Raw genomic sequence first — 11,934 nt, 5'->3', positions numbered from 1 at the left:
TTTGGTTTTGGTTTTGGTTTTGGTTTTGGTTTTGGTTTTGGTTTTGGTTTTGGTTTTGGTTTTGGTTTTGGTTTTGGCTTTGGCTTTGGCAAACACTGCTCCCTATCTCCAATATCACAGTTTCCTCTAATGTAATACCCCTGAGTATATCGTAATAAAGCAGTTGTGTTGACTGTGTCGGGCTGTGGTCGAGTTGGGCTCGCTGTTGCTCTATGTGTTCAGTTCTGTGCTGGACTCTCAGTTGCACTATGTGTTCGTCCTATGCTGGGCTCGCTGTTACTCTATATGTTCGGCCCTCTTCCCCACCTTCATCCTCGTAGCTTGAGGCAGGGTGAGCGGAGCGTTTTGAGTTCAGGATGGCATTTTGCAGATTCTCTCCACTAGGCCATCGTGTAAACGATGGCCTAATGGAATCAAGAACGACAGCATGAACCAAAACGCGCAGCGGCCCCGGACTTCATGCACAACTCTACATCTGCGTCGCCCGCCTCACGATCTCCTGCTTTTTATCATTCACAACCAGCTGAAAAACATCAGGCCGGCTGTAATGCCCAACCGCATCAAAATCGAACCGGCTTTGTGCAATCTGCGATAGATCAAGTGTCGACATCATAATGCCCTCCTGATCATACAACGGCTTGACGACATATTCCCCCAGCGGTCCTACGATTGCGCTCCCCCCTCGGCTCAAAATCTCTTCATCATCCTCAATGTCTGCATAGCAGGACAAATCATCCGGATAAGAGGCTTTGGTTGCATACTGGTTGCAGGAGATGACAAAGCAGCGGCCTTCGCACGCAATGTGGCGAATCGTAGACTGCCAAGTGTCTCTCGCATCTGCAGTGGGAGCAATATACAGATCAATGCCTTGCGCATACATGGCTGTCCGGGCGAGCGGCATATAATTTTCCCAGCAGATCAGTCCGCCTATTCTTCCGAACGGCGTATCAATCACAGTCAGCGTGCTGCCGTCCCCTTGTCCCCATAATAGACGCTCAGAGCCCGTCGGAACCAGCTTGCGATGCTTGCCCAGCAGCCCGCCCTCCGGCCCAACGTACAACATCGTATTGTATAAAGTTCCCTTGCTATATTCCTGATCACGTTCAACGACGCCGATAACGAGATACACACCTAATTCTTTCGCCAACTCCCCAAAAATGTCGGTTTCGGCTCCCGGCACCTCAATGGCACTTTCCCAATAACGTTCGAAGTCTTTTCTGCCCTCAGTCGTTCGGCTGCCGACACGAGCGCCAAAGCTCAAGCCACGCGGATAACCGGGCAGAAAAACCTCCGGAAAAACGACTAGCTGCGCGCCTTGTCCAGCGGCCTCCCTCGTCATGCTTACGATTTTGTCCATCGCGGATTGCTTGTCGAATAATTGGGGCGCAGACTGCACCACAGCTACATGAACTTGTTTGTTCTTCATCCCATCATCCCTTTCTCTACTCAAACTATCTTAAGCATGATCATAAAAGATAAAGCATCAAAAACAACCATCCAAAATCGGATGAATAAAAACCATCCAATTTGCGGATGAAAGAGAGAGAAGAACCTGCAACCATCCGATTTTCGGCGGAGATGACCATCCATGTTCATGGATTCGAAATCAATTTGTCAAGGCAAGGATGCATTTCTGCTTCTTCCTTTTGTAAAATCGGTGGTATGATAACAATCGCAATATGTCTATCTGCAGTAAACAATGAGGTGAATTTATGTGGAAACCCGATCGTCAAGTTAAAAAACCGATCTACGAACAAATTGCTGATCATCTGGAGCAGCGAATTTCATACGGAGAATTTCCGCCAGGCAGTCTGCTTCCCTCGGAACGGAAGCTGGCTGAGCAATTAGGCGTTAATCGAAGCACGGTCATTCTAGCTTTCGCAGAGCTTCGGGCGATGGGCATTATTGAAAGCCGAACAGGCAGCGGCACGCGCGTGAGCACCAGCAAATGGGAGGCTACGCCCAAGCATACGCCGAATTGGAGCCGTTATGCGGAAGGCGGAAGCTTCCTGCCAAATTTGCCGTTCATGCGAAAAATCCGCGAGTCGCTGGCGCAGCAGCCTTCGCTAATCGATATGGCAAGCGGTGAACTAGCCGCGGATTTGGCCCCCATCGATGAAATAACGGCGTTAATGGGCGAGCATCGATATACCTCGTATTTGGGCTATGACAATCCTCAAGGCTACACGCCTCTCCGGGAAGCGCTCGTCTCCCATCTGGAGCGGCAAAGAGGAATTCGAACGACGGAATCCTCCATTCTGATTACGTCCGGCTCCCAGCAATCCCTCTATTTAATTACGCAATGCCTGTTGTCACCAGGAGATGCCGTAGCAATCGAAGATCCGTCGTATTGCTACTCCCTGCCCTTATTCCAGTCTGCGGGACTTCGGCTGTTCCGTCTCCCGGTCGATCAGTACGGAGCGCGTTCAGAGGATATACGTTCGTTGTACAAAAAACATCGGATCAAGATGGTGTTCTTGAACCCGAATTTTCAAAACCCGACGGGAAGCGTTCCTACTGCAGAACGCCGCAATCAGCTGCTGGCCGCTGCCAGCGAACTGGGGCTGCCAATTGTCGAGGACGATCCCTTCAGCCTGACGGCTTATGAGAATTCTCCTCCCCCGCCGCTCAAATCGATGGACCCGCTTGGCTCGATTTTATATATCGGCTCCTTCTCTAAGATTGCGGCTTCTGGTCTAAGAATCGGGTGGATGGTTGCTCCGAATGCTATTGTCGAAAGGCTAGCCGATGCCAGACAGCAGATGGACTTTGGATTAAGCGTCATTCCGCAGCAGGTAGCCGCTCAATTTCTGAATTCCGCATACTTCGATCCGCACTTGAATCGATTGCGGATGCAGCTTCAATTCAAGCGGGACCTGTTAATTGAAGCGTTGAGAAAAGAACTTCCGGGCTTGATTACTTTTAGCGTGCCTCAAGGAGGTTTGCATTTGTGGTGCAAGCTTGTGCCCGAGGTTCATGACGGCAAGCTGCTGGACGAGGCGATCCGCAAGGGTATCGTGTTCGTGCCGGGGAGTGTCTATGGTTCAGAATCCGGCTATGTCCGGTTTACCTTTGCAAGAGCGCGGGCCGAAGAAATTGCCCCAGGGGTAGCCAAGTTTGCCGAAGCTTTGCGCAGCCTGCTGAACACAGCTCAATAAAGCAATGCAATGCATACAACAAAACAACCGCGAAAGCTTCAATCAATGAAGCCTTCGCGGTTGTTTTATTTTCAAGCTAATGCCTAGCCAGCAACCTGGTTGAACATCATGATCCACATGGACCCCGCTACAACAACTAGCAAAATTACAAGTCCAAATATTAAAGACAGCAGATTGTATCGCGGATTTTTCTCTTCACGCAGATGCATGAAGAACAACAGCTGAACAATTAGCTGCAGTACAGCTGCTCCCATCAATACGACCGCATTGGCCGTCCCTTCCAGCCAGTCACTCCGTACAATTGCAATGGGGATAACCGTCAGCACGATCGAGAACACAAACCCTATCGTGTAAGATCGCAAGGAGCCATGCGTATCTTCTGCCGGATGATTCGCTTTCGAGCTTGCTGCCATTTAGCTCACCCCCATTAGATAAACGACTGTAAATACGAAGATCCAGACAACATCTAGAAAATGCCAAAACAAGCTGATCGTCTGGACTTTGCGCTTCATAACTGGCGTAATCCCCTTGCTCGCCAATTGAAGAATGACCGCAACCATCCAAATAAGTCCGATGCATACATGCAAGCCGTGGGTGCCCACCAGCGTATAAAAGGCGGATAGAAACGCACTCGTTCCCATCGTCGCTCCTTCTTGCACCAGATGTGTAAATTCAGTAATCTCAAGACCGATAAAGGCTGCGCCTAGAATAGCCGTAAAAGCTAGCCAGCCCATAAGTGCCCGTTTCTTCCCCTTATTCATCGCTAATACAGCCAGTCCGCAAGTGTAGCTGCTGGCGAGCAGCAGAAACGTGCTGACGATAATGCCGTTCAGCTCGAACAGCTCAGCGGGTCCTGGACCGCCGTTCGTGTTACCGCGAAGAACGATATATGCTGCGAAAAAAGTACCGAAGATAAGAACATCGGTCATCAAGTAAATCCAGAAGCCAAAGGTACGCATCCCTTCCAGATCCGGATGATCATGATGCTGCTCTTGCGGAATATTGGCATGCTGTGCCGGTTCCGCGGAATGGATTGAAGCCATTAGACCGTCCACCTGCCCTTACTCGCCTCAGAGCTTCTAATCTCTTCAACGGGAATATAATAATCGGTATCATGATTGAATGAATGTTTGAGCATGCAGATCGCAAGGCCGGAGATGCCCGCAATGATAAACCATTGCCAGTGAAAAACAAACCCGAAGCCCGCGACAAAGCAGCAAGCGGACATTAGTATCGGAATGGCTGAATTTTTAGGCATATGAATCGGTTCGAGCTTTCCTGTATACAGCTGAGACTGTGCCGCTGCTCCGCCTTGCTCCATTCGCTGCTTCTCTTCCCACCACTCGTCCTGACTACTGACATTTGGCAAAACAGCAAAGTTGTAATACGGCGCCGGAGAAGGAATCGACCACTCCAGCGTTCTGCCATTCCATGGATCGCCAGTTGTATCGCGATTGGCTGCGCTATGTTTTACGCCATGCGCGATCTGCCAGACCTGGAACAGAAACGCAATTCCCATCAAAGCAGCGCCGATCGTGGACACCAGATTCATCTCCCACCAGCCTTTATCCCAGCTATAGGAGACGACACGCCGCGTCATGCCCATGAGTCCAAGCGCATATTGCGGCATGAAGCACAGATAGAAGCCAATATTCCAGAACCAGAACGCCCACTTGCCGATACGTTCGTTCAATTTGAAGCCAAATAACTTCGGCCACCAGTAATATAAACCTGCGAAATATCCAAATACGACACCGCCGATAATAACATGGTGGAAGTGTGCAATCAGGAAGTAGCTGTTATGGAATTGAAAATCAGCTGGAGCTACCGACAGCAGTACGCCGGTTAGACCGCCTGTGACAAAGCACGGAATAAAACCGATTGTCCATAGCATCGGCGTTTCGAACGTAATTTTGCCCCTGAACATGGTGAACAGCCAGTTAAACACTTTTACACCTGTCGGTATGGCGATCAGCATCGTCGTTAAGGCGAAGAAGGCGTTGACATCTGCTCCCGAGCCCATGGTGAAGAAATGATGCGCCCAGACCAGAAACGACAGGACGCTGATGATCATCATGGCGTACACCATCGACTTGTAGCCGAACAGCTTCTTTTTCGAGAAGGTCGATACGATTTCCGAAAAGATGCCGAAGGCCGGAAGTACGATAATATATACCTCTGGATGTCCCCACATCCAGATCAGATTGATGTACATCATCGGGTTGCCGCCGCCGTCCAGCGTAAAGAAATGCGCCCCGGCATAGCGGTCAAGAAACAGCAGCGCAAGCGTAGCCGTCAAAATCGGAAACGAAAAAATGATCGCAATACAGCTGGACAAAACCGACCATGGAAACATCGGCATTTTCATCAGTCTCATGCCCGGCGCACGCATTTTCAGAATCGTTACGATGAAATTGATGCCGGTCATCAAGCTGCCAATCCCTGAAATTTGAATGCCCCAAATATAAAAATCCTGTCCGACGCCCGGATTGTACATCAGCTCCGAATACGGCGGATAAGCAAGCCAGCCTGCATCAGGCGAACCGCCGATGACAAATGATAAATTGAACAGCATCGCCCCGGCGAAAAACAGCCAGAAGCTGAGCGAGTTCAGAAACGGAAAGGCCACATCTCTGGCCCCGATTTGCAGCGGCACCATAACGTTGAACAAGCCGAACATAAACGGCATCGCCATAAACAAAATCATAATGACGCCATGCGTCGTAAAAATTTGGTTATAATGATCCGGCTCCAGGAAGCTAAGCTCCGGCATGGCGAGCTGCGTCCGCATCAGCAGCGCATCGACTCCCCCGCGGAACAGCATCAGGAACGCTGATAGGATATACATGATTCCGATTTTTTTGTGATCGACGGTAGTGAGCCACTCCCGCCACAGCCAGTTCCATTTCTTGAAATACGTCATGCCGGCGACCACTGCAATAAGTGTCAGTCCAATACTAACGTCGGCTCCATAAATCAATGGATCGCCCGTTACGAAAAACTCGGACGCAAAGCTTTTTACGTTTTCCCTCATCGCAATCTTCCCCCTTCTCTATTGATGTTCTTCTGCAGAATGTCCGCTGTGAGAGGCTGGCTTCGGTGTCTTCGAGTCCGCCGGCTCTTGCTCCTTAAGCTGCGGGCTATGGTGATGACCGGAAGCGTATTTCGTTACCGTTCTTTCGAAAAGCCCCTCCGGAAAAGAAGAGAAGGTCAATTTCTGCTCCGTTGAAGGCTGCGCCAACTGCTTGTACCCTTCGCTGGTAAGTGCAGGCGACTTCGCTTGAACCTCTTTGACCCATTGATCAAATTCCGTCTGTGTTGTTGATTCCACGTCAAAATACATGCTGGAAAAATGAGTGCCCGTGAAATTGGCTCCCGAGCCCCAATATTCTCCTGCCTCGTCGGCCTGCAAATACAGTGTCATAGCCATTCCGGACATCGCATACATCTGTCCGCCAAGCTGCGGAATCCAGAAGGAATTCATCGGCGAGTCTGCTGTAATTTCAAACCGGACTGGTACGCCTTGCGGAATCTTCAGCTCATTAACCGTTGCAATTCCCTGTTCCGGGTATTGAAACAGCCACTTCCAATTCAAGGAAGTTACCTGAACGGTTAACGGCTTTTGCGCGGACTCCAGCGGTTTGGACGGTTCTAGCGCATACGTGCCTTTTACCGTAATGACCGCCAAAATAAGGATGATCACAATCGGAATGCCCCACCAAATGGCTTCCAATTTGAAGCTGTGCTCCCAGCGCGGCGTGTATGCCGCTTTTCGGCCTTCCCTATCGCGATACCGCCATACGATAAATGCGGTTAACAGCAATACCGGTACAACGACGATGCAGCATAATATCGTCGAAATGATCATCAAATCCCGCTGCTGCGCCGCGATCGGTCCTTTCGGGTCCAGCACCGCCATATTGTCCGTGCATCCGGCAAGTAAAAGCATGACCGGTGCAAGCAGGGCGGCCAGCCGTCTGACGGCTTTCGTAACTTTCATTGTTGAGTTCAGCTCCTATCCGGTTCCATGGTTCTTGAATCCTCCTCACTTTATAAGAGAACCACCAAGGTGTCACCAGCCGCTGAGTGCCAAAGTCCCACCAGCCATGTTCAATAAATTGCAACAATAATGTTGCGGATGGGATAGTGAGTACGTATGGCGTTTACGTGGAGCAGTAGGGCGCTAAGCGGATTCGGTCGTTGCCCAGCGGAGCCGGGCAACCTGAACAGCGAAGGAAAGTTCGCTCGATGCGCGAGTGAAATCGGACAGCGAAGTAAGTTCGCTATTTTGCGAAGGAAAGTTCGTTCGGCGCATATGCGAAGGCACACAGCGAAGCAGGTTCGCTATTTTGAGAAGGAAAGTTCGTTCGGCACGTGTGCGATGCCGAACAGCGAAGCAGGTTCGCTATTTTGAGAAGGAAAGTTCGTTCGGCGCATATGCGAGGGCACACAGCGAAGCAGGTTCGCTATTTTGAGAAGACAAGTTCGCTCTGCGGCCGATGGTGCTTATGCTCCTCACCTACAGCGAACTCAATTTCGCTATTGGAAAACCTAGGTTCACGGATAGCGAAAATGAGTTCGCTAATTCCAGACTGGCATGCAGGTTTGGGCCAATTAGCGAAAACAGCTTCGCAATATTGCGAACCTGCTTCGTTCGGCGTATATGAAGCGATACAGCGAAGCAGGTTCGCTATTTAGCGAAGACAAGTTCGCTCTGCAGCCCATGACGATTGTGCTACTCATCTGCAGCGAACTCATTTTCGCTATTGGAGAACCTAGGTTCACGGATAGCGAAATTGAGTTCGCTAATTGCAGATTGACATGCTTGTTGGGGCTGAATAGCGAAAACAGCTTCGCAATATTGCGAACCTGCTTCGTTCGGCATATATGTAAAGCTGAGCAACGAAGCTGCTTTACTACTAGCATAGGCAAGTTGGTTCGGCGTATATGTAAAGCTGAGCAACGAAGCAGGTCCACTACTAGCAAAGGCAAGTTCATTCGGCGCATATGTAAAGCCGAGCAACGAAGCAGCTTCGCTACTAGCGAAGGCAAGTTGGTTTGGCGCATATGTAAAGCCGAGCAATGAAGCAGGTTCACTACTAGCAAAGGCAAGTTGGTTCGGCGCATATGTAAAGCCGAGCAATGAAGCATGTTCACTACTAGCAAAGGCAAGTTGGTTTGGCGCATATGAGAAGTCGAGCAACGAAGCAGGTTCGTTACTAGCAAGGGAAAGTTCGTTCGACGCATAAGCGAAGTCGAGCAATGAAGCAGCTTCGCTATTTAGCGAATGGTAGTTTCTCTCGATGCAAACAAAAAAGCAACTCTGCTCCGTAGGCGCCGCTGATTGAATCAGCCGAGCCTTGGAACAGAGTTGCTTATTTTTTACGAATAATGATCATAGTCGCAGACTGCGCCTATCCCGTCTTGCTGATAGTTGCTATCCGCGCTATCGGAGGCTGGATATCAATTAACAAATACCGCGCCTACCCCGCCTTATTGCTTTGTAAAACTAAAATCATCCACGTTGATCCACTGGGAAGTCGGGCCGGTTACGTATACCTGAACGCTGTCGCCGGCATTAAGGACGATGCCTGTAATCGACTGCTCGTTGTAGGCCGTCACATTAGGAATCGCAACACTCCCTGCCGCGCTCCCATTGACTTTGACGCCTAGCACGCCGCCGGAGCCGCCCGCCGCTACCCATGCTTTTAACGTATAGGTGCCGCTTTCGGGAATCATAAAGCTTTGCGAAATTTGCTTCGCCGTTCCTGCATCCAGGTACGCCAGCTTGGAGCCGCTATGCGGAATGTTCGATGCGATGCCCGTACCGGAGGTAAAGGTCCAATCCGCTGTTCCTGCTTCGAATCCGGCATTTTTAATCAAGTTCGCCGCGATGTTAGCCCTTACGACGATGGAAGAACCAACCGGTACACTAACGGTAACTGAGCTAACCGCAACGCCGTTGACGACTTTGGTGCTTGCCGGCTGTGCAACGTCGTTAATGAACAGCTGACTGTGCGTGCCGGGGAAGGTCGCCTCCCATTGAAGAGGCTGTGAGCCATAGTTATGCGTCAAGGTCGTCCGACCTACGCCCTCATGCTTCACTTTCAAGTCATGATCGCCAACTGCGACATGATTAACCTCGCCCCAAGTGACCGACTCCGGCAAATGCGACAACGTCTCGACCTTATGATTCGGCGCGTCTGGAACAACACCCATCAAACCTTCCACCGTATGACCGACAACCGTAAAGCCTACCTCAGGATAGGTACTGCGGCTGTTACCGATATATTTCAGCCAATAGACGCCGCGGTCGTTTTGCTGATACGGGAAAAAGGTTTCCGGCAAGTACGTATAGGCCTCAATATTGAACGGCGCTAAACCTTTCACCTGGCTATCGATGTAATCCAAGTAATTGTTGTTTGTGCTGCCTGGATTCGTAATCAGCTTCATCGGCATAAACCAGCTGTTCTCTTTGCCGAAGTTATCGTATTTGGTGGAGTCATACCAGCCGCGAATGAAGCGGTTGCTCGACGTATTCACCCAGGTAGAGTTGAACAGTGACTTCAAGCTGCTCGCCTTGCCTGCTGTTACGCCGCTGCCTGCAGAATCGCCGCGAGCGGACTGAATTTGCGAATAGGCAAGAAGCGCTTGATATTGGGAACCGATGGCATCGCCCGCCTCTTTCAAGTGAGCGCTTGGATTCTCGTTGTATGTAGCCGTCCCTTTGAAAATATCCCCTGTTCCGCCTTCGTCAGCAATGCCGTTGCCGTTCGCATCATGAAGAGCAATAAAATCATTAACCGACTTCTCGTAATAGGTTACTAGCGCAGGATCGTTAATATAGTCCGTATTCCCTGTCCACAAATATTGCTTATAGCCCTTTTCCGTGAGCTCGAATACGGCAGGAATTTCTCTCACGAAGCTGGTGTCACTATTATAGTCGGTATAGTATGGGACAACATCGCTGAAGTTCAACGCCCACAGCGGATACCATTTGCGGCTGGCATTCGCCGAAGCGGCAAACTTTTGCAGCGTTTGATAGTTTTCCGCGTCCATTCCCAGCAGATGAGCACCCAAGGAAGCATGGGCGAAATCTCGGGAATAGAGCGCAGAGCGGAACGTATATCCGTTCCAATAGGAAGCAAAGTTATTGCCCAGGCCGGAGGTCATATAGGATTTTGCTTGTGATTTTGCCCAGGCGAAATTGTCGTTCAGAACGGAATCCGAGGAAGTGAAGCTGATATCCTGGTTCGGCGTGCTGTAGTCGGTCTTCACTCTCGTAACGAAGAAGTCGTCTCCAAAAACAGTCCCTGAACCGGCCGGATTCCACAAATAAATCGTTGCGCTCGTATTAGACCCGCCCGTCAGGAAAGGAATCGACACCTGCGTCCAGCCGGTACTCGTTACCGGTAAATTATTTTCGCTGCCGCCGTAATTTTTGACACCGACCCGGGCTGTGACGCCGGCCGATCCCGCCTTCGCATAGCCAATAAGCGAGTACATCGTATTCGGACTCAGACCGGTAACGGTAAGCTCGGCGCTGTTGCTCGTCGATACCGCTTTCGCTCCAGTTCGTTGACCGCTGCTGACGATAGCAGCACCAGAGCTCCAAGGCGCAGCAGAACCGCTCTCGAAGCCGCCGTTGACTGCGTAGTTGGTTACCTGCTCCAGCGTAAAATCATCACCGTACAGCTCTCCAACGCCATTGGCATTCCAAAGAAAGATTTTCGTGCTCGTGTCCGACGGACCCGTCGTAAAGACAAGCACCGCATTCGTATAGGAAACGCTTCTAATTTCTTTCTGAAGCTCATTGCCGCCATAATCTTTAACGCCGATTCTGCCGTCAACATTGACCGAGCTTCCCTTAGCCCATCCCGTCAGCATATAGGTGGTGTTAGGCGACAAGCCGCCAATTGTCTGCTCTATTAAACCGGTGGTACGAACCGCATAGCTGCCGGAACGGACTTGGTCGAATGCGGTAACGACATTGGCGCCAGAGAAGTCCGCCCACCCAGAAAGATTGCCGGCTTCAAAGCCCGGATTTTGCACGCTGTTGGTTCCAGCAGCCGATAGCGGATAAGCTGGGGAGGATACGACAAGCGATGATGCAACAGTGCCTGCAACCGCAAAGCTCAACAACCTTTTCCACGTCTTGCCCTTCTGCCTTGCTCCCATACTGCTTCCCCCTTGTACCTGGTCATTTACTTGCCGAATTTACCATTTTACTTCAAAAGCTTCGCCATTCTCTCCCGAATAACGTCTGCTTCCGTTCTCATCGGAGACAACCAGCTCTATGCCTGATGGAAGCGCATTGACGACGAGATCGAATTGACGGCCAAACGCTTGGATGGAACGAAGAGCCATTGCGCTCCAGCCTTCCGGCAATCTTGGAACACAGTTGAATGCGGATAGTCCGGTTGGTTGAATACCGAATAATCCTTCCGTAACGATACGGCAGTAGAGCGCACTTTCAGCCGACAGATGACGCTGATTGCCTTCCGGATAAGCCTCCACCGGATAAGGAACATGGTCGCCGAGCAAACGCCGGATAGAATATGACGCCAGATAAGCGGTCGCAATTTCTGTCTCGCCAGCGGCGTACATGCCGCGCAGGCCGTACAGCGTTGAACGATCCCAGAACGTCGTGTCGCCCGCTTCCGTCGCCAGCCCGTCTTCCGTCCACAGCCTTGGAGACAAAAGCGCTTGAATTGTTCCGACCTTGCGGGTCTCAATTCCCATCGTCAGCGGAATGCAGATCCATGATCGTAAAACA

General features: G+C 50.7%; 9 protein-coding genes. 1 reads left to right on the top strand and 8 read right to left on the bottom strand.

Features of this window, described 5'->3' with window-relative positions:
* Positions 1-469: 469 nt before the first annotated feature.
* A complete protein-coding gene (locus IEX98_RS05500) occupies positions 470-1,426 on the bottom strand; it encodes a carbon-nitrogen hydrolase family protein (protein WP_188887874.1) in 957 nt (318 codons plus the stop codon).
* Between the two features lie 286 nt (positions 1,427-1,712).
* Here IEX98_RS05500 and pdxR point away from each other — a divergent pair, with 286 nt between their 5' ends.
* The gene (pdxR, locus tag IEX98_RS05495; protein ID WP_188887873.1) at positions 1,713-3,158 is read left to right on the top strand and encodes a MocR-like pyridoxine biosynthesis transcription factor PdxR; all 1,446 of its coding nucleotides are present in this window, start codon (positions 1,713-1,715) and stop codon (positions 3,156-3,158) included.
* An 83-nt stretch (positions 3,159-3,241) separates the two neighbouring features.
* On the opposite strand, the gene cyoD is transcribed toward pdxR, so the two are convergent.
* The 7 genes from cyoD to IEX98_RS05460 all read right to left on the bottom strand — a co-directional run.
* Positions 3,242-3,571: a cytochrome o ubiquinol oxidase subunit IV gene (gene cyoD / locus IEX98_RS05490; protein ID WP_188887872.1), complete on the bottom strand. Its 330-nt coding sequence runs from the start codon at positions 3,569-3,571 to the stop codon at positions 3,242-3,244.
* Positions 3,572-4,201, bottom strand: a complete 630-nt coding sequence (gene cyoC, locus IEX98_RS05485; protein ID WP_188887871.1) for a cytochrome o ubiquinol oxidase subunit III — start codon at positions 4,199-4,201, stop codon at positions 3,572-3,574. It abuts the gene before it with no gap.
* Entirely contained in the window at positions 4,201-6,192 is a 1,992-nt protein-coding gene (locus tag IEX98_RS05480) for a cbb3-type cytochrome c oxidase subunit I (RefSeq protein ID WP_188887870.1), read from the bottom strand. The genes cyoC and IEX98_RS05480 overlap by 1 nt, the downstream gene beginning before the upstream one ends.
* Positions 6,193-6,210: 18 nt before the next feature.
* Entirely contained in the window at positions 6,211-7,158 is a 948-nt protein-coding gene (gene cyoA / locus IEX98_RS05475; RefSeq protein WP_188887869.1) for a ubiquinol oxidase subunit II, read from the bottom strand.
* 735 nt (positions 7,159-7,893) lie between these two features.
* A complete protein-coding gene (locus tag IEX98_RS05470) occupies positions 7,894-8,421 on the bottom strand; it encodes a hypothetical protein (protein ID WP_188887868.1) in 528 nt (175 codons plus the stop codon).
* A 230-nt stretch (positions 8,422-8,651) separates the two neighbouring features.
* Complete coding sequence (locus IEX98_RS05465; RefSeq protein WP_188887867.1) at positions 8,652-11,336, bottom strand: carbohydrate binding domain-containing protein; 2,685 nt, start codon at positions 11,334-11,336, stop codon at positions 8,652-8,654.
* A 39-nt stretch (positions 11,337-11,375) separates the two neighbouring features.
* Positions 11,376-11,934, bottom strand: a 559-nt coding sequence (locus tag IEX98_RS05460) for a hypothetical protein (protein ID WP_229691974.1), incomplete at its 5' end; no start/stop codon positions are given.

The sequence above is a fragment of the Paenibacillus radicis (ex Gao et al. 2016) genome, from assembly GCF_014641555.1.
In the GTDB taxonomy this organism is placed as follows: domain Bacteria; phylum Bacillota; class Bacilli; order Paenibacillales; family Paenibacillaceae; genus Pristimantibacillus; species Pristimantibacillus radicis.
The sequence above is the reverse complement of the archived record's forward strand: the minus strand, read 5'-3'. Positions and strand labels throughout refer to the sequence as shown.

Coding starts and splice junctions, on each gene's coding strand:
- IEX98_RS05500 (WP_188887874.1), bottom strand. CDS start 1,426: ATGAAGAACAAACAAGTTCATGTAGCTGTGGTGCAGTCTGCGCCCCAA.
- pdxR (WP_188887873.1), top strand. CDS start 1,713: ATGTGGAAACCCGATCGTCAAGTTAAAAAACCGATCTACGAACAAATT.
- cyoD (WP_188887872.1), bottom strand. CDS start 3,571: ATGGCAGCAAGCTCGAAAGCGAATCATCCGGCAGAAGATACGCATGGC.
- cyoC (WP_188887871.1), bottom strand. CDS start 4,201: ATGGCTTCAATCCATTCCGCGGAACCGGCACAGCATGCCAATATTCCG.
- IEX98_RS05480 (WP_188887870.1), bottom strand. CDS start 6,192: ATGAGGGAAAACGTAAAAAGCTTTGCGTCCGAGTTTTTCGTAACGGGC.
- cyoA (WP_188887869.1), bottom strand. CDS start 7,158: ATGAAAGTTACGAAAGCCGTCAGACGGCTGGCCGCCCTGCTTGCACCG.
- IEX98_RS05465 (WP_188887867.1), bottom strand. CDS start 11,336: ATGGGAGCAAGGCAGAAGGGCAAGACGTGGAAAAGGTTGTTGAGCTTT.